At 61.7% G+C, this 26,638-nt stretch carries 24 protein-coding genes; 12 read left to right on the forward strand and 12 right to left on the reverse strand.

Annotation, left to right across the window (positions count from 1 at the left end; all coding sequences use genetic code 11):
- Positions 1-165 precede the first annotated feature (165 nt).
- Entirely contained in the window at positions 166-1,872 is a 1,707-nt protein-coding gene (locus ASG86_RS07060; RefSeq protein ID WP_056331969.1) for a diflavin oxidoreductase, read from the reverse strand.
- The gene (locus tag ASG86_RS07065; protein WP_056331971.1) at positions 1,869-3,236 is read right to left on the reverse strand and encodes an aldehyde dehydrogenase family protein; all 1,368 of its coding nucleotides are present in this window, start codon (positions 3,234-3,236) and stop codon (positions 1,869-1,871) included. Before ASG86_RS07065 ends, ASG86_RS07060 begins: the two co-directional genes overlap by 4 nt.
- Before the next feature lie 378 nt (positions 3,237-3,614).
- On the opposite strand from ASG86_RS07065, the gene ASG86_RS07070 reads away from it, so the two are divergent.
- From ASG86_RS07070 to ASG86_RS07095, 6 genes are all read left to right on the forward strand, one after another.
- Entirely contained in the window at positions 3,615-5,144 is a 1,530-nt protein-coding gene (locus ASG86_RS07070; protein ID WP_235565125.1) for an APC family permease, read from the forward strand.
- 204 nt (positions 5,145-5,348) lie between these two features.
- On the forward strand, positions 5,349-6,713 hold the full coding sequence (locus tag ASG86_RS07075) for an aminotransferase family protein (protein ID WP_235565126.1): 1,365 nt from the start codon (positions 5,349-5,351) through the stop codon (positions 6,711-6,713).
- Between the two features lie 151 nt (positions 6,714-6,864).
- On the forward strand, positions 6,865-7,980 hold the full coding sequence (locus ASG86_RS07080) for a Zn-dependent alcohol dehydrogenase (RefSeq protein WP_043807263.1): 1,116 nt from the start codon (positions 6,865-6,867) through the stop codon (positions 7,978-7,980).
- Between the two features lie 207 nt (positions 7,981-8,187).
- The gene (locus tag ASG86_RS07085; RefSeq protein ID WP_056331974.1) at positions 8,188-9,684 is read left to right on the forward strand and encodes an aldehyde dehydrogenase family protein; all 1,497 of its coding nucleotides are present in this window, start codon (positions 8,188-8,190) and stop codon (positions 9,682-9,684) included.
- A 153-nt stretch (positions 9,685-9,837) separates the two neighbouring features.
- Complete coding sequence (locus ASG86_RS07090; protein ID WP_056331977.1) at positions 9,838-11,109, forward strand: M20 metallopeptidase family protein; 1,272 nt, start codon at positions 9,838-9,840, stop codon at positions 11,107-11,109.
- Positions 11,110-11,408: 299 nt separating this feature from the next.
- Positions 11,409-11,702 (forward strand): hypothetical protein, encoded by a 294-nt coding sequence (locus ASG86_RS07095; protein ID WP_056331979.1) that lies wholly within the window; start codon positions 11,409-11,411, stop codon positions 11,700-11,702.
- 310 nt (positions 11,703-12,012) lie between these two features.
- On the opposite strand, the gene ASG86_RS07100 is transcribed toward ASG86_RS07095, so the two are convergent.
- Positions 12,013-13,101, reverse strand: coding sequence for a HigA family addiction module antitoxin (locus ASG86_RS07100; protein ID WP_056331981.1), 1,089 nt, complete (start codon positions 13,099-13,101; stop codon positions 12,013-12,015).
- Between the two features lie 13 nt (positions 13,102-13,114).
- Positions 13,115-13,414, reverse strand: coding sequence for a type II toxin-antitoxin system RelE/ParE family toxin (locus tag ASG86_RS07105; protein WP_009358115.1), 300 nt, complete (start codon positions 13,412-13,414; stop codon positions 13,115-13,117).
- Between the two features lie 584 nt (positions 13,415-13,998).
- Here ASG86_RS07105 and ASG86_RS20105 point away from each other — a divergent pair.
- A complete protein-coding gene (locus tag ASG86_RS20105) occupies positions 13,999-14,280 on the forward strand; it encodes a DUF3892 domain-containing protein (RefSeq protein WP_015062092.1) in 282 nt (93 codons plus the stop codon).
- 228 nt (positions 14,281-14,508) lie between these two features.
- Here ASG86_RS20105 and ASG86_RS07110 read toward each other — a convergent pair whose 3' ends face one another.
- The 8 genes from ASG86_RS07110 to ASG86_RS07145 are packed head-to-tail and all read right to left on the reverse strand — an operon-like array spanning position 14,509 to position 22,764.
- Positions 14,509-14,931: a DUF4913 domain-containing protein gene (locus ASG86_RS07110; RefSeq protein ID WP_056331983.1), complete on the reverse strand. Its 423-nt coding sequence runs from the start codon at positions 14,929-14,931 to the stop codon at positions 14,509-14,511.
- Positions 14,924-16,693 (reverse strand): type IV secretory system conjugative DNA transfer family protein, encoded by a 1,770-nt coding sequence (locus tag ASG86_RS07115; protein ID WP_056331985.1) that lies wholly within the window; start codon positions 16,691-16,693, stop codon positions 14,924-14,926. Before ASG86_RS07115 ends, ASG86_RS07110 begins: the two co-directional genes overlap by 8 nt.
- On the reverse strand, positions 16,693-18,312 hold the full coding sequence (locus ASG86_RS07120) for an ATP/GTP-binding protein (RefSeq protein ID WP_056331987.1): 1,620 nt from the start codon (positions 18,310-18,312) through the stop codon (positions 16,693-16,695). Before ASG86_RS07120 ends, ASG86_RS07115 begins: the two co-directional genes overlap by 1 nt.
- On the reverse strand, positions 18,312-19,823 hold the full coding sequence (locus ASG86_RS07125; protein WP_056331989.1) for an SCO6880 family protein: 1,512 nt from the start codon (positions 19,821-19,823) through the stop codon (positions 18,312-18,314). The genes ASG86_RS07120 and ASG86_RS07125 overlap by 1 nt, the downstream gene beginning before the upstream one ends.
- 1 nt (position 19,824) lies before the next feature.
- The gene (locus ASG86_RS07130; protein WP_056331991.1) at positions 19,825-21,132 is read right to left on the reverse strand and encodes a hypothetical protein; all 1,308 of its coding nucleotides are present in this window, start codon (positions 21,130-21,132) and stop codon (positions 19,825-19,827) included.
- Complete coding sequence (locus tag ASG86_RS07135; RefSeq protein WP_056331992.1) at positions 21,132-21,857, reverse strand: hypothetical protein; 726 nt, start codon at positions 21,855-21,857, stop codon at positions 21,132-21,134. Before ASG86_RS07135 ends, ASG86_RS07130 begins: the two co-directional genes overlap by 1 nt.
- 12 nt (positions 21,858-21,869) lie before the next feature.
- A complete protein-coding gene (locus ASG86_RS07140) occupies positions 21,870-22,157 on the reverse strand; it encodes a hypothetical protein (protein ID WP_056331994.1) in 288 nt (95 codons plus the stop codon).
- A 13-nt stretch (positions 22,158-22,170) separates the two neighbouring features.
- On the reverse strand, positions 22,171-22,764 hold the full coding sequence (locus ASG86_RS07145) for a DUF6668 family protein (protein ID WP_235565127.1): 594 nt from the start codon (positions 22,762-22,764) through the stop codon (positions 22,171-22,173).
- A 167-nt stretch (positions 22,765-22,931) separates the two neighbouring features.
- Here ASG86_RS07145 and ASG86_RS07150 point away from each other — a divergent pair, with 167 nt between their 5' ends.
- The 5 genes from ASG86_RS07150 (at position 22,932) to ASG86_RS20495 (ending at position 26,592) form a co-directional block, all read left to right on the forward strand.
- Positions 22,932-23,204: a helix-turn-helix domain-containing protein gene (locus ASG86_RS07150; RefSeq protein WP_011689726.1), complete on the forward strand. Its 273-nt coding sequence runs from the start codon at positions 22,932-22,934 to the stop codon at positions 23,202-23,204.
- A gap of 36 nt (positions 23,205-23,240) precedes the next feature.
- Entirely contained in the window at positions 23,241-24,323 is a 1,083-nt protein-coding gene (locus tag ASG86_RS07155; RefSeq protein WP_056331998.1) for a CHAP domain-containing protein, read from the forward strand.
- Positions 24,320-24,835, forward strand: coding sequence for a hypothetical protein (locus ASG86_RS07160; protein ID WP_056332000.1), 516 nt, complete (start codon positions 24,320-24,322; stop codon positions 24,833-24,835). The genes ASG86_RS07155 and ASG86_RS07160 overlap by 4 nt, the downstream gene beginning before the upstream one ends.
- 6 nt (positions 24,836-24,841) lie before the next feature.
- Positions 24,842-26,293 carry a MinD/ParA family ATP-binding protein gene (locus tag ASG86_RS07165; RefSeq protein WP_056332002.1) on the forward strand — a complete coding sequence of 484 codons (1,452 nt, stop codon included), beginning with the start codon at positions 24,842-24,844 and terminating at the stop codon, positions 26,291-26,293.
- A 68-nt stretch (positions 26,294-26,361) separates the two neighbouring features.
- On the forward strand, positions 26,362-26,592 hold the full coding sequence (locus tag ASG86_RS20495; protein ID WP_015062388.1) for a hypothetical protein: 231 nt from the start codon (positions 26,362-26,364) through the stop codon (positions 26,590-26,592).
- Positions 26,593-26,638: the final 46 nt, after the last annotated feature.

A 26,638-nucleotide genomic window follows, 5' to 3' on the forward strand; every position in this document is an offset into this window, starting at 1 on the left:
GCGGGGTCCTTTTGGCGTATGTGCAAGGTGCACATCATGATTGCCGGCTACATGCATTCGGTAAGCCAGGTCACATTCCTGTGCGGTAGGCAGGCCAAGGCTTTTCCGTGTTCTGCCCAGTACCCAGGACACGAAAGCCATGGTGCTGGGCGGGTCGAGCGGGGCCTAGTAGACGTCCTTGACGTAACGTCCTTCGCTCTTCAGGGACTGCAGGTAATCGTGCGCCTTTTCGGGGGTCATTGCGCCGTGGCTTCTGAGCACCGCCAGCAGGGCTTCGTCGATGTCAGGTGCTATTTGTTTGCCGCCGCACACATAGACCGAGGCTCCACCCGATAGCCAGGCAAAGATGTCTTCTCCTTCTTCGCGGATCCGGTCCTGGACATAGACCTTGCCCTGTTGATCCCGGGAGAAAGCCACGCTGAGGCGGTTCAGCACGCCGTTGCTTTGCAGTTCTTCCATTTCCTCCTGATAAAGCCAGGAAGGCTTTTCATGGCGGTCCCCGAAGAACAGCCAGTTTCGTCCCCGGGCTTGTGAGACTTCGCGGTCACGGAGGAAGCCACGGAACGGGGCAACTCCGACGCCCGGACCGACCATGATCACGTCAGCTGAGTTGTCGTGGGGCAGGTGGAACTCGTGCGCCGGCAGCGGGAAGACTTTTATGGTTGTCTTGGTCTGCGCGGCGGACTGGAGGAATCCGCTGCATGCACCCGAGTGCCGGCGGCCGGCGGTCTCGTATTGCACAGTGGAGACCGTCAAGTGGACGCGGTCGCCGTCAGCGAGGGGACTGGAGGCAATGGAGTACGACCGGTGCTGCAGGGGCCTCAGCATTGAGAGGAACTCGCCGGGATCGACATCCGTTGTCCGGGTTTCCTGCAGCACGTCCAGCATGTCCCGTCCCCACAGCCAGTCCTCCAGCGCATTGCGGTCACCGGACTCGACCAGGTTCCGCACGGGATGATCCGGGGCGAGATTTTCGACGAGCCAGGCCACGATGCCCAGATGGGGCAGCCGAAGCTCATAGTCGTTTTGAAGCGTCTCGCGTACGGTCTTGCCGTCTTCACCGAATACCTCGCTGCCCGCGAGGCCAAGGAATCCGAGGAGGTCTTCCACGAGTTCGATGGAGTTGGTGGGGATTACGGCAAGTGAGTCACCTGGCCGATAGTTGCGGCTGTCGCCGCTGACCTCAAGCTCATAGTGCCAGACCTCTTTTTCGGACTCTGGAGCGCTGAGGAGGCGGGCCTCGACGACGGTGGCAGTGTCAGGTTCCCGGCGTGTGCCTTTGGGCTGCTCGGCGGGGTTTGCTCCTGGAACAGTGGAGTCTTCCGGGTTGTTGTCTCGCTTCTTGGGAACAACTGTCTTGAAGGTCTCAAGCATGCCCCTGATCCACTTGCCTGACGTCAGGTCATAGTCGACATCGCAGTCGAGGCGGTCAAGGATTCTCTTGCCGCCGAGTTCGCCAAGGCGCTCGTCAAGATCGCTGCCGGCTTTGCAGAAGTCTTCGTACATGGAGTCGCCAATGGCAAGGACTGCGAAGGGAACGTCCTTGAAGAGGTCTGAACCGGCGCTTTGAAGCTGGTCCCAAAACGGTTGCGCATTGTCCGGCATGTGGCCGTTGTCGTGTGTGGCGGTAACGATCAACAGGCGGTCCTTGCGTGCCGCATCTTGCGGGGTCAGCATGTCCAGGCTCATAAGCTCGGCTGCGTAACCCTGGCCGTTTGCCTTGTCCACGATCTTGGACGCAAGGAACTCAGCGTTCCCGGTCTGGCTGCCGTAGAGGACGCTGAGGGTCTGCACGGCGGTACCTGTCTCACTGGATACTTCGGATGAGGTGCCTTGGTTGGTCCGAACCAGCTCCCCTGTGTCAGTTGTCACGGTTCTGTCCTTACAAATACGGTCTTGAGTTCGGTGTATGCCTCGATGGCAGCCTGGCCCAGTCCGCGGCCGATGCCTGACTGTTTGAAGCCGCCATAAGGTGTCTGGATTCGAATGGATGAGTTTGAGTTGACCGACAGAGTCCCGGACTCAAGTGCCCGCGCCGTCCGCAGGGCCTGTCCGACATCGTTGGTCCAGATGGAGCCGCTCAGGCCGTAAATTGAGCTGTTGGCCAGCGCGATGGCTTCCTCTTCGGTGTCGAAGGGAATCACTGAGGCGATGGGGCCGAAAATTTCATCGGTCGCCACCCGGCTCTTGGGGTCCGGGGCGATGACGATTCTGGGCGCCATCCAGAAGCCGGGGCCATCCGGTGCTTCACCGGCGGTGACGACGTTGAGACCGTTTTCGAGGAAGCTGGAAACGGTGTCGCGGTGGGCAGCCGATACCAGAGGTCCCAGATTGGTCTTGCCGTCCAGCGGGTTACCGATTTTCAGTGCACGCGTAGTCTCGATGAATCCCTCAACGAACTCATCGAAGATTCCCCGCTGCACGAGAAAGCGGCTGCGTGCACAGCAGTCCTGGCCCGTGTTGTCGAAGACCGACATCGGGGCTGCCTGCAGACACTTGGCGAGGTCAACGTCGTTGTAGACGATACTGGCGGACTTCCCGCCGAGCTCAAGAGAAACCCTTTTCATCGTCGTTGAAGCCGCCTGGACGATGGACCGGCCGACCTCGGTGGAACCAGTAAAACTTATCTTGCTAACATCCGGGTGTTCAGCGAGGGCATTGCCGATCCGGGCGCCCGAACCAGTGAGAACCTGAAGCGCGTCCCCGACGACGCCCAGTTCCTTCACGATCTCACCAAATCGGACAGTTGACAGGGGGGTAAGGGCCGCGGGTTTCACAATTACCGAATTACCGCTGGCCAGAGCCGGGGCGATACTCCAGGATGCGATAGGCAGAGGGAAGTTCCACGGGGCAATTACGGCCACAACACCCAGCGGCTCGCGGAAAGTCATGCTGACGCCGCCATCGACCGGAATGGTGTCCCCGAGGATCTTGTCCACCGTTCCGGCGTAGTACTTGAAGCACTCGGCGACACCAAGAACTTCCTGTCGGGCCGCCGCCAATGGCTTACCAACGTCGGTGGATTCGAGCAAGGCCAGTTCGTCGCTGTGAGCGATGACAGCATCGGCAATAGCCCAGAGGGCATCACGGCGTTCAGCCAGTGGCTTGCGGACCCAGGCGCGCTGGGCGGCCCCTGCGCGTTCGACCGCTGCATTTACGTCCGGCAGGTCGTAGGCGGGCACCTCGCCTATCTGTTCTTCTGTAGCGGGGTTGTAGACCGAAATAACGCTGCTCATAATCGGGTGCTCCTTCAGGAGAAGTGGGGTTTGTCGAAAATTTCCTAGTCCCGTATGGACTCTGGGAAGCTCCGTTAGTTCCGACAATGCCTGAGGAAACTGCGGCCAGCGAGTGCTGGGAGCACCACGATAAGTAGCTGTATGTGCGCGGTGCACATTCCATAAACTCCTCGTTCAAAGGACCGCGTCCATTCTTTTGCCAGCGAATAGCTGTGCATCAAGACCATGCGCAGGACGGATGTATGTGCAGGCTCAACACCGCAAACTCTGGGGCAACTCCTACGCTGTAATCCAACTCACAGTGACGTTCGGCAAGGGGGCCGGCCCGATTGTGGGTTCCGCGATGCCGCTCAATTCTGCCTTGTCGAAGGCATCGCGATGACACTCAGCTTCTACGTCCAGGAGGGACGAATGGCAACTAAAGATGTTAAATTTGAGCCGGTGGATGCGGGACCCAACGGAATCTTGAGCCCAGACCGCTTGCTCAGCAGGGGCCTGGGAGTCCGGTCGATTGTGTTCATGGTTGTGGCGGGAGCTGCGCCCATGACAGCTGTCGTGGCTGGCTGGCCTGTTGTCGTTTCTGCATCGGGAAGCACGGGCGGTCCGCTGTTCTTCCTTATCGCGACCGCTATTCTGTTTCTGTTTGCCGTTGGTTTTACGAGGATGACGCCCTTTGTAAAAAATGCTGGCGCGTTCTATTCCTACATCCAAACGGGGCTGGGCCGAGGTGTTGGCATGGGGGCTGCCACTTTTGCGCTCGGAACATACTTGCTGCTGTTTCTTGCGCTGTGTTCATACCTGGGGTCAGCGGCCCAGACCACGGTTCACGATCTGGGCGGTCCGGAACTTCCCTGGTGGCTGTGCAGTCTGGTGCTGATGGCAACCTGCGGTGCTCTTGCATACCGGGACGTCGAGCTCTCCGCCAAGGTGCTGGGCGTGGTCCTGGTCATCGAAACAGTCGTTCTGCTGGCAGTAAACATCGGGGTGATTGTCCACGGCGGCGCGGAAGGGTTGAGTGCTGACTCGCTGTCCCCCGCGCGTTTGGGTGAAGGTGTCCCGCCTCTGGGCGTCATGTTTGCCTTCTTCTCATTCATCGGCTTTGAGGCCACCGCCGTCTTCCGGAACGAAGCACGTGACCCCGACCGCACTATCCCGCGGGCAACCTATATCGCCGTTATCGGCGTCGGCATCTTCTACACTTTCACTGCCTGGGCACTCCAGGCGGGAGTCGGAAGCAGCCAGATAGTCGAAGTCGCGACGAACGACCCCACCAGCATTGTTGTAGGGCTCGCGGGACAGTACGTGTCCCCGCTCCTTGCCACCCTGCTCCAGGTTTTCCTCATCACCAGCCTTTTCGCCTGCATCCTCACCTTCCAGAACGTACTGACCCGGTACCTCTTTACCCTTGGTACCCAAGGTGTTCTTCCGTCTGGACTTGGTGCAATCCACCCACGTCACCACGCTCCATCCAGGGCAGCCTTGATCGTCTCGGTAGTTGCGATAGCACTGCTTGGTGTCGAGGCGATCATCGGGCTCGACCCGGTAACGCAGGCCTACACCTGGTTCTCAGGCTCGGCCACATTGGGCATCGTTGTTCTGATGGCTCTCACGTCACTCGCGGTGATCGTGTTCTTCCGGAGGAATGCACACAACAAGAAGGTCTGGGGCACGTTGCTGGCCCCCGCGCTTGCCCTTCTCGGACTCGGGGGAATTGTCTTTCTGGTCCTTCAGAACTTCGGGCTTCTCGTCGGCGGCGACTTGGCGGCGGGAATACTGTTGACGCTCATGGCTGCACTCTTCCTGGGCGGCGTGACTACCGCGCTGGTTATGCGATCCAAGCGGCCGGCGACGTATGCCGCACTGATCCCGGCAGGTTCCAGCAGCGAAGAAAGTTCCGCAGGGATTTAGGAACAAAGACTCATCTCCGTAGCCGCCGTCGCACGAGCCTTCTTGGGAACGACGGTAATGGTGGCCGGCTGCGCAAGGCGCGGCCGGCCACTCGCGCCCATGGACAAAAGATCTTCCAGAGATTTGCCCACCCGTCACTGCAGATAGTGAGCTGCGAGAGCAGCTGCCGATATTTAGGAGCTTCCCATTTCCGACAGCGCACTGTTGAAGCAAATCATCGACAAGAAGTACCCGACAGTTGCCTACGGCGAAGGCATCTTCCTGTATGACACGGAAGGGCGCCAGTACCTGGATGGTTCAAGCGGCGCCATGACCGCCAGCATTGGTCACGGCGTGGACGAAATTGCGGAGGCGGTGAAAGAACAGTGCCGCCGCGTAGCTTTTACGTATAGAACCCAGTTCACCAACCTGCCCGCTGAAGAACTCGCCCGCCGGCTCACCGACATCGCTCCCGGGGACCTCGATATAGCGTTTTTCGTCAATAGCGGGTCCGAAGCATCCGAATACGCCATCCGCACCGCAGTGAGCTACTGGCGCGAAAGGGGGCTCCCAGGCAAAGTCAAAATCCTTGGCAGGACCATCAGCTATCACGGCATGACAATGGGCGCCCTGTCGATGTCCGGGCATGCAGCACGCCGCCCCGACTACGGATCCTTGCTCCATGCGTTCTCCTTCGCCCCGCCGGCCTACGCCTACCGCTTCGCCCTGCTAGGCGAGAGCGAGGAAGTGTACGCTGCGCGGGCTGCGAAAGCCTTCGAAGACGCCATTCAGAACGAGGACCCCGGCACAGTCGCGGCAGTCATCGTCGAACCAATCGTAGGAGCCGCCGGCGGGGTCCTGACGCCGCCAGCCGGCTACTTCGCCCGCCTTCGCGACATTTGTGATCGGCTGGACGTGCTGCTGATCATCGATGAGGTCATCACGGGAATGGGGCGCACGGGCGACTGGTTCGCGAGTTCCTACGAGGACGTCGTGCCGGACCTTCTTCTTATCGGCAAAGGAATGAGTGCCGGATACTCCCCTGTTGCTGGCGTCCTGCTGCGGAGCCACATCGTCGAGGCGCTCAGAGAGGGCAGCGGCGTCGCTCCGTTCGGGCACACCTTCTCGGGGAACCCACTGGGGGCAGCGACCTGCCTGGCGGTCCTGGACTTCATGGAACGCGAGGATATCCTCGCGAACGTCCGGCAACGGGGGAAGCAGCTTGAAGAGGGTCTGCTCTCCCTGGCAACAAGGTACCGTTGCATCGCCGACGTCCGTGGGCGGGGCCTGCTCTGGGGCTTCGAGTTCGTTATGGACCAGGAAAGCAAGCAGGCACCCGATCCTGCGCTGGGAGCGGCTGGCCTATTCGTCGATGAATGCCTGGACCAAGGGCTCCTTGTCTACCCGGCCGGGATCGCCCCGCTGAACAATGCCGTGATTCTGTCCCCGCCCTTGGTGATCACCGAAGAGGAGACACGGGAACTGCTGGCGAAGCTGGAAAAAGCCCTCCGCGCCATGGAACGTCACGTTAAGCGCTGGGCCGCTGTAGGTGAGAACCGGCATGGATCCCGAGTTGGAACCGGAAGCTGACACTGATCCCGGCCGTTCCAACGTCCGCGCTGGTCAGGTTGCACATAGTGCTCGTAAAGGCTGTTCCGTCCACACACTTTTGAAACTCGACCAGGGCTGAAGATGGTCGAAGCGACCCATCTGCCAGCTCCTCAACCACCAAGGAAGCCAAGTGACTACACCGATTCTTGCCGCCGTGCTGGAAAAGCCCGGAGCCCCTCTTCAGATCCGCGAACTGCTGCTTGATGATCCGGAGGACAATGAGGTTCTCATCCGGACCGAGCGAGTGGGCCTTTGCCATAGCGATCTGCACTATCTGAAGGGGTCGCTGGATATCTCCCTGCCGGTGGTCCTCGGGCATGAAGTCGCAGGCATTGTCGAGCGCGTCGGTTCTGCAGTCACAAGAATTAAGACTGGTGAAAGGGTCGTGGCAACGGTCACCCCCTCCTGCGGGGCATGCCGCAACTGCATAAGCGGGCGCCCGACCCAGTGCGAACGAGTCGACTCGATGCGTGAGCGGCAGCGACCCAGGCTGCTCTCACCTGATGGATCAAGCGTTGAGTCGCTCGGGGGTATAGGCGCTTTTGCAGAGGCCTTCCTCGTTAAGGAGGCATCCGTTGCAGTGGTCGGCTCGGATCTGCCTCCCCAGGTGGCGTGTCTTCTCGGTTGCTGCATTAGTACAGGAGTCGGCGCGGTTATTCACGGCGCAAAGGTAGGGCCAGAGGATACTGTTGCCGTAATCGGTTGCGGCGGTGTCGGAATAGCCGCCATTCAAGGTGCCAGGTTGGCTGGGGCACGACGAATCATTGCCATTGACGCTGTGCCGGCGAAGCTGGAGCTCGCCCGTAACTTCGGTGCCACGGACACTGTTGTCTCCTCATCCGACCCGACAGAAACACTCATCCAGGTCCGATCACTTCTTCCCCAAGGTGTCAGCCATGCAATCGAGGCGGTGGGCCGCAGCCAGACAGCGGAACTCGCCTTTTCGCTCCTGCGCCCGAACGGAACCGCCACCATCCTCGGTCTCATGCCCACAGGGTCCGAACTGCGTATCCCCGCAGATGCACTCGTATACGGCGACCGACACCTGCAAGGCGCCTACATGGGCGCGAACAGGTTCCTCAGCGACGTCGACATGTTCACGGACCACTACCTGAACAACCGACTGGATCTCGATGCAATGGTCACCAAGGAACTGCCCTTCGAACGTATCAACGAGGGATTCGAAGCGATGGCGGAAGCCTCGACGATCCGAGTTGTGCTGAACATGACCGACAGGCAACTGTGATCCGGACAACTTTGAAGACCGTTTGGCAGCTGACTGTCAGGCCGATCACGATCTGATTTTGCGCCACGGCCAGCGCCGGAACGAAAGCTGCGCACTGTGGCGCTGCAAATCCTCCCGAACATAAACGGTCAAACGTCAATGCCCAGCCCCTGCCGTCGCTGGTCCTGGACGACAAAGACAACAACGAAAACCAGAGGAGCACCTTGAATGACTGCTGAAGGACTAGCACAACTGACCGCTAACACCCCCGACCTTGTCGAGCAACGCTCCTTTGTCGATGGCGCATGGCTGCAGCTCGACGAAAACGGCCGCTACCTTACCAACCCAAATACGGGCGAACCCCGGCAGCCGATGCGAAAGACCGGAAAGGCTGACGTCGAGTGCGCACTCGCCGCAGCGGCGACACTGCACGAGTCCGGGAAACTTGAAGACATCAAACTCCGGGACCGTCTTGAGCTCCTGACGAAGGTAGCCGCATCTCTGGATGCCCAGAGCGAAGAAATCGCGCTGCAGGACAGCATCAACACGGGAGTCCCTATCCGGACCACTCGCCTGATTGCAGGTGCACTTGGGGACAGAGTCCGGGGAACTATCGCTGAAGCGGAGCAGCTTGGCGAGTCGGAGACCCTTGACGGCGGTGACCGGTCTGTGGTCATCCTGCGCAAGCCCCTCGGCCCGGCCCTCATCGTTGGCCCCTGGAATGCTCCAACCTTCACCGTGGTAGGCAAGGTGGCGGCAGCAATGGCGGCTGGTTGCCCGGTCATCCTCAAACCCTCTGAGAACGCCCCCGGCGGTTGCCAGCTCTTCGCCGAATCGATCGTCGCCGCCATGACTGAACTCGATTACCCGAGCGCTGCGTTTCAACTGGTTCATGGGAATTCGGAGACAGGATCACTGCTGACCTCGGATCCCCGCATCGAGGCTCTTTCGTTTACAGGGGGCGATTCGGCAGGCCGAACGGTTGCGAAGGCTGCGGCGTCCAATCTGGCTGTCATGCAGATGGAGCTCGGATCCAACAATCCCGTGATCATTCTCGATGATGCCGATGTCAGCTCGGCGGCACAGTCCATTGTGCAGGGCATGACCCGTCTCAATGGCCAGTGGTGCGAGGCGCCCGGCAAGGTACTGGTTGACGGGTCGGTTCACGACCGTTTCGTTGAAGCTATGAAGTTCGAACTCAGTAAGCTTCGGGTCGGAAATGCCTTGGATGAGACAACGGAAGTGGGTCCCCTTGCGTTTGAGCGGCAGCGTGACGGTTTGAAAGCCGCAGTGAATCGACTCCTCGAACTGGGGGGAACGCTGGTCACTGCCGGCGACCTACCCGATCTTGACGGCTGGTTCCTGGCACCGGGGATGATCGTCGGATGTCCCGCCGGAGCCGCCGCGGAAGAACTCTTCGGGCCACTGGTCACGATACATCCCGTGCATTCCGTTGAAGAGGCGCTTAGCCATGCAAACGGACCGGCAACCGGTCTTGATGCCTACGTATTCGGCGGTGACGAAACACGAGCCATCGACGTGGCATCCCGTATTCGCGCCGGTGAAGTCCGCATCAACGGCACGTTCATGAGCGACCTGGCCGGCAATTCGCGTCAGAGTTTCTGGGGTACCAGCGGTATCGGAGGCCACGGTCCCCAGTACGGCGTTCGCTTCTTCACCGGCGACCGCGTGGTTGGCGTGGACAGGACGGATTTCCCGCTCTAGGCGCCAATGCGACCCCAACAAGCGTAAGCGAGGCCCTGCGAGACCTGCGACAAACATCCCGGAACGTGACGCGTGGCTAAGACGGGGGCCTCCGCGTCCTCTCGGGCAAGCAGCAGGCCAGGGCCTGGCAACATGAGACGAGAAAGTCCTTCAATGACAGATACTTCAACGACAGGTACGGTGCGGTTTTCACCACTAAGTTTCCTTGAGGGCGCCGCAGCGGCGATCCCGGCCTTTGGAAACGACCTGGTCGATTTCCGTAGGGAAATGCACGCCGATCCTGAAGTCGGCCTGTATCTGCCCCGCAGCCAAGCCCGGGTCCTTGAGGCACTCAAGGGACTCGACCTCGAAATAAGCCTGGGAAAAGCAGCCTCGTCCGTGGTTGCGGTACTACGCGGCGGGGCCAGCCAGTCCCCCGCCGGGAGCCGTCCTGCTGTACTACTCAGAGCGGACATGGACGCCCTTCCTCTGGCAGAAAAAACGGGCATACCCTTTGCCTCGACCAATGGCGCAATGCATGCCTGCGGCCATGACCTGCATACAGCAGGCCTGATTGGAGCCGCCCGCCTGCTCTCGTCCGTACGTGACACCCTGACCGGCGACGTCATCTTCATGTTCCAACCGGGGGAGGAAGGACATGACGGGGCCCGCATCATGCTGGAGGAAGGCGTTCTTAACACAGCCGGAAGGCGACCGGATGCTGCCTACGCCCTGCATGTCGTTTCGGACATGGCGTCAGGCGTGTTCACGACCAAGGCCGGCTCCTACATGGCCGCCTTCGGAGATCTGTCCGTAAAGGTTATCGGGCGAGGTGGGCACGGTTCGCGCCCCTTCCAGGCTCTGGACCCCATACAGGTAGCTGCTGAAATGCTTGGTGCCCTACAGACGTACATCACCCGGCGATTCAACGTTTTTGATCCCGTGGTTCTATCCGTGGGCCAATTCCATGGCGGTTCCGCCTCTAATGTCATACCTGATTCGGCGGAATTCAGGGCCAGCGTCAGGTCTTTCAGCCCCGGTGTCGAAGCACGGCTCGCACAGGAGTTGCCGGATCTTATCCGGCAACTGGCGACCGCTCATCAACTGACAGCCGAGGCAACGTTCACTCCGGTAATGCCGGCCACCGTCAATCACGACAGTGACGCCGAACTCTGGGGCAGGACAGCACGCACGTTCTTCGGAGAGCACCGGTTCGTGCCCAGCCCGTCCCCCCGGACCGGCTCTGACGATTTCTCCCGTGTCCTCGTGGAGGTCCCCGGAGCGTACGGGCACCTCGGAGCTGGGTCTCCAGATATCGACCCCATGGAGTGGGCTCCCATGCACTCACCCAGGGCAGTGTTTGATGACAGTATCCTCGTCGATCAGGCACAATTCATGGCGGGTGTGGCGCTTGGAAAGCTTCAAGAGTTGGAGGTGCTGGGGTAGCTCGGAGGGCCTCCGGAGCGGCCACCTCACTTGAAGCAGTAGACCTAGCAGTACCCGTCTCAAAGCTCGAGTGGATGGCACTTCATCCACTATCACGTTGCCGGACACCCAATCTCACACCGCTCGGCCGGCCCTTGAATTCCTTGCAAGACGAGCGCCAGGAATAAACCTCATATGCAGTCGGGTGGAAGCGTCCGCTCTACAGACGAGACGACTCTAAGCAGGTCGTACGATCCGGCAGAGACGACATAAACGGCAATTCCGACCGTACACGCCGGTCGACCTTTAAAGGAGGACGTGTGTCCTACAAGTTGCATGAACCGGAAGTCAGCTCGGCCTTCTCGCTAACGAGCGGCGACTTGTTCCCAAACCCGGCGCTTCCTCTTTCCCTTGAAGTCATCACTTTAGATGGGCCCCAGAGCAAAGACGAGAAGCTAAACCGTGCTATCAACAGACTCATACCCGCCGCTCTCGAACGCAGGCAGGGAATCCTGGTCATACAACGCGATTACGGCAAATACACCGTTCGTGTCGACCCCGAAGTGCCATGCGGCACAACTCGGGAGTTCCGCGACTGGATCGTGCGAAGGTGAACCAGAGGACACGACTTGACTGCGCCATTTACTTATAAGCCTTGAGGGCAAACTTCCGTCCTGAATGCGGGCTGCCGTCTGAATAGATTCCTTAACACCACTTACCCCCATGTGTATGAGGTTGCCTTCTCTGCATGAGCTACACCCCAACCTGACGTCAGGCAGCAAGGAGAAGAGCGTCAGGTTAGGGTTCTGAAGTAAGTTCCTGCATCGGTCCCCTCCGCAGTCTTAGATCCAAATCTGACAGCAGCCACAAATAAAAACTTGTTGGAGTGTCAGTTCCAGAGGTGCTCTTAATGTCACCTGGGAGTCAGTGGGAGTGGCTCCAGCGCTCTAAATGAGAGCTTACGGTTGGTGCCCCTTTTGCCAATGCAGTCCGGTAGTCGAGAGCCTTATCGCGTTGCAGTCTTCCAAGTACAACCACTGAATGCACTCCTATTCGTTGTGCAGTCGACTCAATCCACCCCCTACGAACGGCCGTCGGCGGGACTGGTAGGCCCCCCGGTATCTGCCATTCACCTGCCTTTTCGTCGGCAGCTAGCTCGGCGGGCTCGGTTGAAGAGTCTTCATCAATCACGAGACGCTCGGGCGTCACATGTCCCAGGAGTACATGCGCCACTTCGTGGAGAAGCGTGAATAGAACCACATCTAGTCGCTTACCTCTTCCCGACAATGCAATTACTGGCTTCTCAGCGTCTTCGTCCAAAAGGAAGGACGCGCCGTTCAGCTTGCTTCCAGGGAACGCTTCGACATAGACAAGACGCACTCCTACAGCAGCAAATTCAGCAGGGAGCTTCGAAAAGTTTTCCGGATTTGCGACCAAGCGCGAGAGCCGCTCCGCTAGTTCCGTGAGCCCCACTGGGTCGTAGCTACTAACCTGAAGATCCTGCGCACGCTTGCGGGCGCACGCGAGCCATGCTTTTTGGGTTGGTGTTGGTTCTTCATCCTGATTGGAGCGTCGGGCTGCGGCCAGAAACCGCGGTGTGTCTTCAATGTGTTCGATTTGGAACAGCTTGATCAGCTCGTCTTTTTGCTCCGTCAGTGACTGGCCGGTCAGGATTCCTCTTTTGAGAAGTAGCGATACTGGAGCCAATTCGTTCATCCTGGCCCGCAGCTTGACCTCGTCTAAGTCCTTGCGGGTCGCCTCATTCCGGGACTGGCTCCAGAGGAGATACGAATTTTGCAGGTTCAGCCAGTACTCCGGACCAGTACCAAGAGCTGCGCCGATCTGAGCTGCAGATTCACGAGTTATTTCCTTCTTCCCGGCGATTATTTCCGAGACGAACTGCGCCGGGCGCCCAAGGATCTGTGCAAAGTCGCTCTGGGACCAATGACGTGCTTCAAGCTCCTCGGTTAGAAAATCCCCGGGAGGGAAAGCTTCAGCGAGCTCGGGGGCCATGGAAATCAGTCCTTCAGTGGTAGTCAACGGCTTCAATGACGATGGCTATGCGCCCGCCATCCTGAGTTTGGAACCGCAGAATAAGCCTGTATTGGGTATCGATCCGGATCGACCACGTCCCAGCACGGTTACCTTTTAGCTTCTCAAGGTGGAGGGACTTCAGCGCTCTCAAATCCTGATCTGTGACCGCCGCGTGCAGCTGCTGGATTCGTCGTCGGTATGCCCGGGTGACGTTTGGAGCCCAACGTGATGTGCGATGGTCTGGCTCGTAGGCGAGTTTCCGGAGATCCTCATCCTCGTAGTCCACCTGCATTCTGTAAGCCGTCCTTCACCCCTGATGTGAACAACACGCTACAGGAAATGCTCAACTTCTTATGAAAACTATATCGTAGAACTCGCAACTTGTCTTCACCCTTGCACCTAAGAACCAAGACGATTACAGTGGAAGCGTCGGCAGGTCCGATGCAAAAAAGGGCGGACCCGTTCCAGCGGGCCCGCCCAGCAACTCGAGGTCAGGACCGCAAGTTCCATGGTTAGTGGTACTAGCGATTCTAACGGAGCCACAGGCGCCCGCGAATGGGCGCCCTCCCCCTCGGATAAGTGTTCTGAGGAGGACACTATGGCACGATCAGTTAGCCGCAGCGCGCGAACCGGACGTTTTGTAACAAAAGCGACTGCCGCCAGATCTCCACGGACGACAACCACTGAACGGGTTGGTGCCGGGACCGGAAATAGCCGGAGTGTTAATCGTTCGGCATCAACGGGACGGTTCGTCACTGATGCGACAGCTCGGCGTAACCCCGGCGGGACCATAACCCAGCAGGTCTGATCCCCTCAGCAAGGAGATCAGGGTAACGCGGGAACACGTAGAGGCAGTCAAACAACTAGGAGTAATCCATGGCGGTAAGAATTACCCACGTGCGGGTTGAAGGATTCCCAGAGGATCATCAACACATCACGAGCTACAAGTGGGTCAATGAAGCAGATAACGGCAGCGGAACCAGTACGAAGCCGGCAATGGTCGAATTTATCGATGTAAAGAAGGGTCGGGCGTACGTAGGATCTGGCTCCTCAAGAGTGGAGGTCGGCGTAGTTCGGCCCCAATCGGCAGCTCCGTATCTTCGGACCTATGCTGATCAGCAATGGACTAACAACCTTCTGTCGTTGCCCAGATTTTAAGGTTCATTGCCAGCGCCAAGACCCCTGGGGAAACTCCTTGGGGGTCTTGGCGTTGGAGTAACACTGAGTTCGCTGCCCACAGCCGGGGACAATCCTGATGGGTTATCCACCGCTACTGCTGCTGAGGGAGCTTTCCCGATGGCTCCCGATTTCCAGCCGTGGATAACCCGGATTGACCCCAACTGTGGACAGCCCGCGTGGTCACCTTGGGAGTTGGCAACACCCAGTTCAGAACAGCCCTGGGGGTGGTTCCTCACAGGGTAGAGGGGCGAGTTTCGCGCGGTGGCCGTCGTCGGGGGTGCAGCCCTTGAACGGCCCATCGGTTGAGAGCAGAACGGACATGTGGTGGTCTGCGTGGTCGCGCCACCACACGCTCATCCCTGTGGTTCCGTCCAGACGCAGGAACTCCCAGGCACGCCAGAGCGCCTCGAGGCGGCTGATCGCTTCCGCGTGCTTCCACCACTGCGGGCACCAGGTCACCCCGCCCTGCACATTGAGCTGCCGGCGGTAGCTGGTGGCCAGCTTACCGCTGACGAATTCTGCCACGTTCGGGTAGAACAGCTCAGGGGCGTCAGCGTCCTCCTCGGCTGGCTCGGTGGGGGCAGTGGTGTCCTCCAGCTCGTCGTCCCACTCCCCCAGGCCCTCACTCATTAGAGGCACCCGCGGCGATCCACCGGCTGCTGGCAGCGGCCGTCGGCCTGTTCGCTGCGTCGTGTGCGGCGATCGATGCCCGCACCGCATCAGCCTGCGGACCGTTCATCCAAGGCACCGTTTCCAGCAATGCCGCTGGTGCGCCGGAGGCGAACATGATGGCCCGACCGCGAGGGAACGCTGCCAAGTCCGACACATCCAGCGTGCGTTCCTTGCGGTCGTCGTCGTGGCTGTAGGAGGTGCCTTGTTTGGAGCGGCTTCTGGTCATGTTGGAGTACCGGTACTCCCCTACGAGCTGGGCGAGCTCGTTCAGGAACTCGGCTTCGGCGACACCGCCGCCGTAGACCTTGATGTTGGAGGCGCTCCAGAGCTTGCGCATCCCGTCGCGGCCCCATACTTCAACGCCTTGAGACCAGGACTGGAGGATGGTCATCAGGACGATGCCGCGGGAACCGTAGTGGCTGTAGAGGTCTGGCAGTTCGCGCCAGCGGCAGACGTTCGCTGCTTCGTCCAGGACACCGACCATGGGTGTGGCCAGCCGGCCACCGGGCGAGTGGACGGCGAGTTCTTCGGCGGCCTCGACCGTGGCCACGGTCAGTGCGGTCACCAGCGGGCCGGCGGTGCCTTTGCCTTCCTTGGACAGGCTGTACAGGGTCCCCTTCGACCGGACGAATTCTGCCGGATCGAACTGGGCTCGCTCGTCCTTCTCACCCTGGGGTGTCACCCAGCGGGCGACTTGGCGGTTCGTGAGGCAGGAGGCCATTTGCAGCGCTGTGCCGTACACGCCGCCCCGCTGCTTCTCGGGTGCGTTGATGACGCCGCCGACGGCGTTGGAGGTCTGGGTGAAGCCGTGGGCCTTGAGGATGTCCACCGCTTCATCGTCAGCGGGACGGGTCAGCCAGGTGTGGACCTGCGTGATCGGGCGGCCGTCGAGGGCTGCGGCGAGCAGGAGACCGGCAAGGAGATCCTGGCCGGCGGGGTCGAAGTAGGCGTCCGTTTTGGCGTCCGGGCCGCGGGAACCGGCTGCGAAGTGGTCGGCCAGGCGTGCCGCTTTCACTTCATCAGTGACGTAGGACAGGGGGTTCCACCACCAAGAAGGTTCCTCGAGTGCGACGGACTGCGGGTCGAAGACCCAGACCGGGCCCTCGGCGGCGCGCACGTCGCGGGTTCCGTCAACAATGTCCCGCTTGTTCGAGGTCACCAGCGCAGCTCCTGGGGCGGCAAGGATCGCCGGAATGGCCCGGGACGTCGTCTTGCCCGTCCTGGGCCCCCAGATGTCGATGTGCATGTCTTCCCAGGAGCCGTAGACCATCTGCCCGCCCAGGACCGTCTTACCGACCGGGACGCCGGGTGAGCCCTTTACCCCGAGACGTTCTGCAGTAGCCGTGGCACCGCGCAGGCTCAGGGCACGCAGGTCCCGGCCCTTGGCCATGTGCTGGGCCGCGGCGTCCACACGCGAACGCTTGGACCGCTTCCGCAGCACCGCACGCACCACCAGAACGGCCACAAGGATGATGAGGACGCCGAAGCCGATCAGTACCCAGGTGGCGGCCGCGGGCCACGTGACCTTCTGCGAGAGCAGGCTGAAAACCAGTTCAAACGGGTTCGCAGGCAGTTCCTGGCCGTCATTGGACAGCAGCGAGCCCAGGTGCACGGCTCCGGCCACCGAGCCGACACCGATCACCACGACGGTGATGAAGACCCAGAGCAGGATGGTTTCGCCATCCATCCGGGAGCGCTTGCCGCTGCTCGGTGCACCCATCAGTTCTCCCCTTCGCCGTTCCCGCTGATCGTCCAGCGCTTGTTGGTGTCGTGCAGTGATTCCTCCACGCTGGTCAGTTTGAGCGCGACCGGGATCCCTGGGCGGCCGCCGACTTTGAAGAGGAACTTGCCCAGGCCAGGGCGTACCCGCTTGCGGGATCCGCCGACGTCGGTCCATGAACCGGGGTCAGCCCAGGAGATGAGGCGGGCTTGTTCGGCCCGGGAGAGGGTGACGGCTCTATTGAGTTTTTCCATTTCTGCTCCGGGCAGCGCGCCGCAGACGACCATGCCGGAGCGTTCAACGAATCCGCGCGCTTTCATCCGTTCGGACTCGGTGGGCAGGGCTTCGAGGTCGCTCATGGTGTGCGTGATCATGGCCTGCCCGACGCCCTCGGTCCGGTTCAGCCGGGTCAGCGAGTCAACCCGGTCCACCATGCCTTCACCGGAGCGCAGGGCCCGCCAGAGCTCGTCCATGACGACGAAGTAGTTCCGGCGCGGTTCCAGGCCGGCGTCCGCCAGGGTGTGGGCGACCTGGACGGTGGCAAACCCTGTTGACCAGCAGGCCAGCAGGCAGGCCGCTTGAATGTCCCGCTGCGTGTCGGAGATCCCTGACAGGTCGAAGACCACGGGTTTGGTCAGGTCCATCGGCTGGTCGGTGGGCTGGGAGAACATGTCCGAGAACCGGCCCGAGCCGTCGAGGGAATACAGCGACTGGCGCAGCTGGTCGGTCGCGTCCAGGTAGCGGCTCATGTCGCCACGGTCCAGGGCGATCGCGCGCAGCTCGTCGGGGGCGTCTTTGATGACCTCGATCAAATCCCCGATCAGGGGCACGCGGTCCAGGCGCTCGTCCAGGATGTGCAGTGCCCGGTCAATCAGGGATTCTTCGTGGGCGCTGGGCTTGGCGTTCCGCACGATGGTGATCAGCGCCGTGATCATGTTCAGGCGCCGGTTGTGCGAGTCGGCCATCAGCTGTTCGGCCAGCTTCTCTGCCTTCACCGCTGCCGCGAGAAGCGGCACGGCTGCAGCCTGGTCGCCGTCTGGATCGTTCAGGGTCCGGTTCGCTGTGGCCCGGTGTTCCTCGGCCGAGGCGAGCAGCCTGACGGCGGCTCCTGTGGCTTCACCGGGATCCAGGACGTTCAAGTGGCCGCGTCCGGGACCCAGGCTGATGACTTGCCCGCCGAGGGCTTCGATCAGGTCAACGTAGTCCGGCTTCAGGTCACCGAGGATCAACGGGTTGATGCTCCGGCCTGCCAGGCCCAGGACGATGTGCCGGACCAGGGTGGATTTGCCGTAGTGCGGCAGGCCGAGGACGAACATGGAGGGGTTGTTGATCATGCCGTGCATGAACCAGCTGATGGGATCGGCCCCGAAGGGCGCTCCCGTGTCGGTGTGAACGCCGATCGGCACTCCCAGGATTGGGGTTCCGGATCCGCCCACGAACGGCCAGAGACCGCAGACCTGGACCGACGTGCCGCGCCATTCGTCGGCCGCAGTGACGTAAACGGCTTCGCCCTGTCCTCGTCCGCGCCAGCCCCGCAGGCCCGGGCGGCGGGCGACCGCGGCCGCGATCTTCGTGGCAGGGGCCGATGTGCGCTGGTGCTTGGTCTTGCTGCCGAACATCACATGGCCTCGCGGATCTCTTCGGGAACCTTCAAGTGCTTGGGCAGGACCAGCCCCAGTGGCAGGGACGCGGCAAAGGCAGAATCCTGTGAACCGTAGGCGCGGCGCAACAGCAGACGTGCCGACGGGCCGAGGTTTCCCTCCACGACGGCCACGGCGTCCTCAAGGTCCCGGGAGGACAGCACCGTGGCAGTGACCACCATGCCGAAGTTGACCAGCCCGGCACCTTTGGCTTCCTCGGCTGCGGTGGCCTGCGCCGCGCGGGCATCGACCAGGGCGCGGGCTGTGGGCCGGTTGGTCGAGGAGGCCCGGGTCAGGGCGCTGGTTTGGTCCGACTCCACGATGGCGGCCGCGCGGCCGGCTTCGATCGGCCGGTACAGCAAGGTGACGCGCTTGCGGTCGATCTCCCCGTGCGGTGCGACGAGGCGGCCCAGCGCTGATGCCAGGATGTGTCCGCGTGGTGCGCCCGTCATCGTCCAGGACACCGAGTGCCCGGAATCGTGGCGGTAGCCGTCCCAGTTGGATTGATGGGCGGACGGTCCGACGTCGCCCCAGTCCAGGTCAACGGGTGTGCCCTGGTAGTGGGCTTCGTCGATGAGTCGGGCCGCTGCAGGGTCGTACGCGACGCGAACGACCTCACACAGTTCCTGAGCGTTCAACGGTGCGCATGCTCCGGCGCCGGTGGATTCCAGACGCTCGGTCAGGCTGGGAAGCCGTGAGGCGAGATCCCTCGCGATCTCTTCTGCTGTGCGTCGTTTGCCGCCTGCCCGGGCAGCGGCGCTGAACGTCAGCGCGACCCAGGCGCGGATCGTGGCCGATCCCTGTGGGTAGGTGTTCAAGGCCTCCCGGAGCATGGCCTTGGCAATGGCCGGGGCGTCGTCATGGATGTTCGATTCAACTTCCCTGCGTAGCCGTGCCCCGGAATCGGGTGCGGTTTCGACCGTGACGGATGCAGCCACGACGGCAGGTTCATTCGACAACGAGGCCAGCCAGCCGCCCCAGTTAGCCACCCAGGCATCAATCTGTTCAGGATCGACCAAGGACGCACCGTCGGGCTGGGTGCCGAAGACAACGCTGTAATGAGCGGTGGAGGGAAGGTGGATCAGCGCGAAGGGGCGGCCATAGGAGTCCGTGAACTCGTAAAGTTTGGAGCCGGCAGAGATCCCAGGCAGCTGGAACTCACCCCAAGGCGTCAGCCCCAACGGACCGGAGCGGTAGATGTTGGACTTCTTTCGCCGCGCGGAGCGGAACGCCAGCCGAGCGAAAATCCGCTCCCCTACAGACTTGTTGTGCTTGTCGGTCACCGAGACGACGGCCAGCGCCACCCCAAGAATGAACAGAGCAACGAGTCCGGCCAACCAGCCGCCGACAAAGAGACAGATCACCGTGATGATGAGGCCAACAAACAAACCGGCTGTTGCCAGCCCACCAAGGGTGCCGATGCCCGCCTTACGCGGACGCCGCCAGTTTCCGTAGGTCGGTTCCCTATATGTGTTCTCAATAGCTGCCATCTCAGGCACCCCCCGTGGATTCTTCGCTCATGTCTTTGATGGCCCCGGAAGCGGCCTGGCCTGCTTCAACGCCCTTCTGTGCGGCCAGTACGGCGACACCGCCCGCGCCCGCCGCTACAGCGCCACCACTGGCGGCTGCTCCGCTGCCTGCAGCAGCACTGCCGGCACCGGTAGATTCTGCCGCCCCAGTGGCTCCGGCGCTCCGGGTACCTGTCTTCCCCGCTGTGCCGGACGTTCCTGACGTTCCCTGGCTGCCAGTGCCCGAAGGGCCCTGCGATCCAGGGCTATGACTCGACGTGCTGCTGGTTGTCGTCGAGCTGGTGGAGTATCCGCCGCCGCGTCCTGCGCTGCCCATGCTGATTGCGCCGGAAGCCAGTGCGCCGACCGTCCCTGCTGCCAGACCGCCACCGCCGCCAGCGACAGCACCAACCATCGGGGTGACGAACCGCATGAGGGCTGGCATGGCGAACAAGGCAATGATCATCAGAGCCAGACCGGTCACCGTTGCCAGGAGCGCGGAGCCGAAGTCCTTGCCGTCACCAACGTTCCCGAAGATCTTGCTGCCACTGAGCTGGAAAGCCGTCGCGTAGACGATGGCGGCCGCGGGCTTGTAGAGGATGAAAGCGATCAGCCAAGCTGTGCACTTCTGAAACCAACCCCTGCCTGCCTCGGTATTGCTGAAAGCTGCAGCCGTAGGGAAGATCCCCGTCAGGATGACGAGCAGGCCACCGCGGATGATCATGAGCACGATCTGCATTACGGAGGCCAGAATCGCAATCAGTCCCAGGAGAATGATCATGATCGACCCGATCGGGCTGGTCGCCGAAAGCGCCAACAAGGCCGTGATGTTCTCGTTGAACGAGGTCCCGTTCGTGGAATTAGTGATGATCCAGGCCGAGAACTGATCCGCCGCGACCGTCAGCAGTCCCACGGCCGCTACACCAGCGCCGGAGACGACGATTAGGGTCGCCAGCGAACGCACCAGATCCCGCAAGGGGGCACCCCTGCGCTCAATCGTCATCTTGGCTGCACCCACGAGGACAGACATCACAGCCAGGGAAGCCGTCCAGAAGTAGAGACTGTTCTGCAGGAACAACACCGGGTCACTCCCGGTGGACCCTCCCGGGGCTGCGGTTAGAGCGGGAGTTCCCACATTCACCCAAAATGTTCCGAGTGTTTGGACTGTTTGTCCAACGGCATCGGCAATAGCTTTCGCCATGTTCTTGACGGCATCATTGGCGACATCTTCGATGGCCGCCCCTGCCTGGCAAAAAGGATTTATTGCATTCAAGCCGGAGCAGTCAGCCATTAGACACCGGCCCACTCGACGTAACCACTGAGGTCACTAAGCTGTCGCGCCCCAGTGTCTCCTGTAGCCGGCACAACGAACTTCCAGTCGCCCTCGTACCACTGGAGCGGAACCGGAATGGAGACGAAGGTTCCGTTTGCACCCTTGAATGCGAGATCAATGACGGCTCGGTCAGCCTCGTAAGAACGGAACGTGAAGCCGGCCAATTGGGCTGTCACGGAGTTTGGGGCGGCTGTTGGGGAAGACTTCAGCACCGCATCTAGCTCCGGGCTTGGTACAGCCAACTGCTGATAAACGAGGTCCGCTTTTCCAGCTGAGGACAACGCAGTCATGTTTGCCGCTGCATACAACGCACCGGTCGGTGAGTGTGCGAAACAGGAACGAAGGCCGTTGGCTTCGGTCTTGCCGGGGCCGAACTGCATAGGCGATGTTGGTGCGGCGATCTTGCCGACCAACTCCCATTTGGTGTCGGCGGGTGTAGTGGCCGGCTTGGCCTGGTCACCGGATGGCAGGCCACACACGCTGGCCGCCGACGTCGCCGAAGGTTCGCCGCTGCTGATGCTCGTGCTGGTGGTGCTCGGTTCAGGGGACGCCGTTCCGCCGCCTCTGGGAACCAGGGCCAGGATTATCCCGAGCGCGACAATGATCGCCACGACAACGGCCGAGATGATGAACTTAGGTTTGGTCAGCGGATTCTGGTCTTCGTTCACTGTCGGTTCAGTCATGGCTGAAGCTCCTTAGACCAGGGCGCCTACGACGCCGCCAGCGGAGGCTGCCAGGATGCACCCGCCGAGGACCCATGCCAGACGGCCGGCATGCTCGCCGCCCTCTCCGCGTCGGTTATTGATCATCATCGTTCCGGCTGTGATCAGGATGCCCGCGACTGCCAAGCCGAAGACGATCCATGCGACCCATTTGAGGATCGTCAACAAACCTTCAGAGCCGGGAGGTGCCTCACCTGTGCCCGGGTTCGGTATCTCTGTGATGGCAAAGCTTGACCATTCCAAGGCCTTGGAGAACAACATGAGTTTCTACTTTCTATTTGGCCGGGAGTCCGGCGGTGGCAGTTACTGCGATCTGCACCTGCTCAAGAGTGGTGCGGGCTTCTTTGGGAAGTTCCTCGGTCCCGATGTCATGGCCGTAGCGCCATGTGTCCACCCAGGGGAAATGCCACATGTGGGGCACTCCCCCGCCGACGACGCGGGCGAAGTCGCGGATCTCTTTGGGGAGCCGCCCGGGAGCGTCAGCCATGACCACGAGGCCGGCGATCTGGATGGCGGGAAGTGACCTTGATGCCCATTCAGTTGCAGCCAGCCGTGCTGCACGAAGGCCTGGGATATTGGACCGGGCAACCAGGACGATCACGGATCCGGCTGCGGTCAAAGGCCAGTGATGATCGGCTGCCCTGGTGTTCTTGTCCAGGCGTGCAAGCGACGTTTCGCCCGCGCCGCCGTGGACGCCAAGCCACCAAAAGCTCGGTTCCCTCCCCGCAACGTTCCTTCGGGGAAGCCGGTCCGCCTGGTCCGGCTGCGGAACACTCAGCTGTGGCCTCGTCGCCCCCGTAGGGATGAAAGGCGGCTCTTCCGGGATAGCTGGAACGGGTTCGTCGATAGTTTCTGCGCCGAGCGTCACCCAGCGATTCTTTGAGACCGGCATTTCACTTCCCCTACTAATGTCCGCAAAGATCGTATCGGTACCATCCGACACGAAAGGCCAAAAGTGACCGCAAACAACAGCTTTAGTACCTTTCAGTCACGTCTAGTACATCACAGTACCAATTTGTGGTCTACGATGGCTCTATGCGGTGGGACGGACTGAGCGTGGACCCCAAGTACCTGGAAGCACTCTTCGCCAAGTACCCGGAGCGTCTTACGCCTCAGGACCTCGAAGAGATCTTCGGGTTGTCCCGAAACACCGTCTACCGCTGGCTCCAAACCGGAGTGATTCCTGCTTACCAAGTCGAGAAGACATGGTTGATCGCCAGAGATCAAGTCAAGGACTGGGTCTGGGAGAACCGGAACACGCTCAGGAAGGGCCAGACACCAGAAGTGAACGACGAGGACCAGCCCTAAGGCGAAGCAGCTGACGAGCAGATGTGAGGGGGACACATGCAATCACGAACGAGCGCGCCTGCGCTGGTCGCCGGCGCCGTCCTCGCACCCGTCGGCTTGGTACTGTCCATCATCCTGTTCGGCGGGGGCTCCCAGGCCGCGGCCGACGTCTGCTCACCGACCGGATCCAGCGTCAGCGTTGACGCAACCCAACTGCCCAAGGTCGCTGTCGCCGGCTACGAGGGCGAACAGCTGAAGAACGCGGCCCTGATCATCAACGCAGGCAAAACCCTTGGCCTGTCGGCCCGAGGGCAGACGATCGGCGTCATGACGGCCATGGGCGAATCCGGGCTCCGTGTTCTTGACTACGGAGACGGCCCGGGGCCCGACTCCCGGGGACTGTTCCAGCAGCGCGACAACGGCGCGTGGGGAACCTACCCGGACCGCATGAACCCAACGGCATCAGCCACAAACTTCTTCACCGCCCTGCAGAAGGTCAGCGGGTGGGAACAGCTCGAACCCACCACGGCCGCGCACCGGGTCCAGCGCAACGCCGACCCGTTCCACTACCAGTCCTACTGGGCGGCCGCCGTCGAGGTCGTCGCCGCCCTGGCCGACGTTCCGATCACCGATGCCGGCGGGGAAAGCTCCTGCGGGATCCCCGGCCAATCCGGCAAAGACGATGACCTGCCCTGGCGCACCGCGAAGATCTACGAGCCATCCCCGCTGGGCATGTACAACCGCGAATGCGTCGACTTCGCCCTCTGGCGTGTGAACCAGCAGCTGGGCAGCACCACCACCCCCTACAAGGTCCTGAACGGCACCTTCCGGCCTGACGGTGCCGTGCTCGGGTCTGCCCTTACCTGGAAAGACGGCTGGGACGCCAAGGGCTGGCCCACCGGTGGAACGCCACGTGTTGGCGCTGTCGTTTGGTACTCCCCCGGCACCGGGGGCGCAGACGGCACCTACGGCCACGTCGCCGTCGTCAAAGCCGTTAACGGTGACGGCAGCTTCCTGGAAGAGGGCTACAACGGCAACCCCGCCCCGAATGACCACACCTACTACACCCGAACCGTAGAGAACGGCACTCCCAGCGCCTTTCTCTACCTGCCCGGCAGCGACTCACCGGAGGAACCATGAAACGCGCCCTGACAGCCCTCGCGGCCCTGCTCGTGTGCACGGCCTGCGCGCCGGTATCCACCTCAACACCCGCAGAACCGTCACCCACCACTTCCACCGCCAGCCCAGCCACTCTCAGCGCTGGCGGTAAGCCCCAAGCTCCCGGCGGCACAGCACCGGCCACCCTGGGCATTGCCTGGGACGAGGCAAGCAAAACAGCCGCGCTGGAAACGGCGACCAAGGCCATGACGCTGTATGCCCGTCCCACGGTCACGGACAAGCAATGGATCCAGGAGCTCGGGCAGCTGTTGACTGCCCAAGCAACCGCTGATTACCAATACGTTGACCCGGCCAACATCCCGGTCAGCAGGATCACCGGAACGGGCCAGCTCAGGATCGATGAGAACAACGGTTTCGGCTGCCAGGTCGTCTTTCCCACCGATGCCGGCGACTACGACGTGCAGCTGCTCCGCAGCGCAGCCGACAAGCCCTGGCAGGTCAACCGTTTCACGCCCCCGAACGGCACAAAGTAAGGACAGATGATGGAAACTCAAGCGCTCGACTTCCCCAAGATCAACGCCGTTCTACGCACTAACGGAACCGGCGAAGTCACCATCAACGGGACCTCCCACGCGATCGAGGCCGCCGACGAAGCCGCCGTCCTTAGCGGTGCATTACGAATCATCACCGAAACCGCGGCTCAGCTCGGCCGACCCGTCCGCGTCAGCACCACTGACCCGGACGGGCAGGGCCTCATCATCGTCTCCCCCGAAGGCGTCGTCAGCGAGGCCGCACCGATCAAGCCCACCCCGAAGCGGGAGCAGGACACCCTGCCCGTTACGGCAGCCCCTTCGCTGGAAATGGCTAAGGCCACGACCACGGCCGCGCCTGTTTCGGTCCCCGATGCCTCTGCGGCCGAAGAAGTGCCGGCACAAGCTGCCGACGCCGCACCGTTGACCTTCAGCGCAGCCGTTACAGCCGCGCCCGCCGGGGCGCCCGCACGGGCTGCCACAGCAGCCGCTGTGGAGCCTGCCACCCGGCGCAGTCTCAAAGACACTTCGTTCCTCATTAGCGCGCCCGTGCTCCAGCCGGCCACGCGCGGCTGGCGGGGCGTTCTCAGCCGCTTGGGCTTCCGCATGGACCCCTCGGCCGAGGAGCTGGCCGAACGGGAAGACATCCGCACAGTGAGCCAGCACTGGCCCGGCCCCCGCACCGTAGCCGTCGTCAACCGCAAGGGCGGAGCGAACAAGACCCCCACCGTCGTGATGCTCAGTGCGATCCTGGCCCGCTACAGCGGCGCAGCGACCGTCGCCTGGGACAACAACGAATCACAGGGGACGCTCGGCTGGCGCACCGAAAAGGGCGGCCATGACAACAGCGTCCTGGATCTCATCGACTCATCAAAGGCGCTGCTCTCCCCCAGCGCCCAAGCAGCCGAGATCGCCCGGTTCGTCCACCACCAGACCTCGGACAAGTTCGACGTCCTGCGCTCAGACGAGAACGAGGAGGGCGACCACGAAGTGACCGCAGAGGAGGTGGACATCGCCCACCAGGTACTCACCCGCTACTACCGTCTGATCGTCATGGACTCCGGAAACACGGCCCGCGCCGCAAATTGGCGGCGAATGATCCACCACACTAACCAGCTCGTGGTCCCCGTGACAGCCATCGAAGACCGCGCCGAGGCCGCGCGCCTGACCCTCCAAACGCTGGAATCCCGCGGCGGCCACGACGGCGAGCTGGCCCGCAACGCCGTTGTCATCGTGTCCGAATCCACCGACGCCAAGCGCAGCATGAGCGGCGACGCCCTCAAACGCGCCAAGGACGAGGCCCGACGGATCGCTGACGGCTTCGCCCCCCATGTACGTGCCGTGGTCCGCATCCCCTACGACCCCGCACTGGTCAATGGCCCCATCCGCTACGACGCCCTCCAACCAGCTACCCAGCGCGCGTGGCTTGCGGCAACCGCCGCCGTCGCAAAAGGTTTCTAAGAGCGATGAAACCGACACGCCGTACTTTATGTCCAGTCCCCAGCGTTTCAGAAACTAACGTGAGGGGCATGGCAATTCAGAAACGCGCACGCGGAGGACGCCCTTCTAAAGGGGACCGTCATGTTCTGACTACCCGGCTCCCCGTTGCAGACGCAGAAAAGTTATTCGCTGTAGCAGATCACCAAGGGCAGTCGGCTAGTGAGTTCATCGCACATGCCGTTGCTGAAAAGCTCGCCGCCATCGACATGACATTCGTTGCCGGCCAGGGGGAACTGCCTATCGGCCGTATCGCCTCTTAAAAGAGGAAGGCCCGCACTAGGCGGGCCTTCTCGAAGCATTAAGTCC

The organism is Arthrobacter sp. Soil764, assembly GCF_001428075.1.
Lineage (GTDB): Bacteria > Actinomycetota > Actinomycetes > Actinomycetales > Micrococcaceae > Arthrobacter.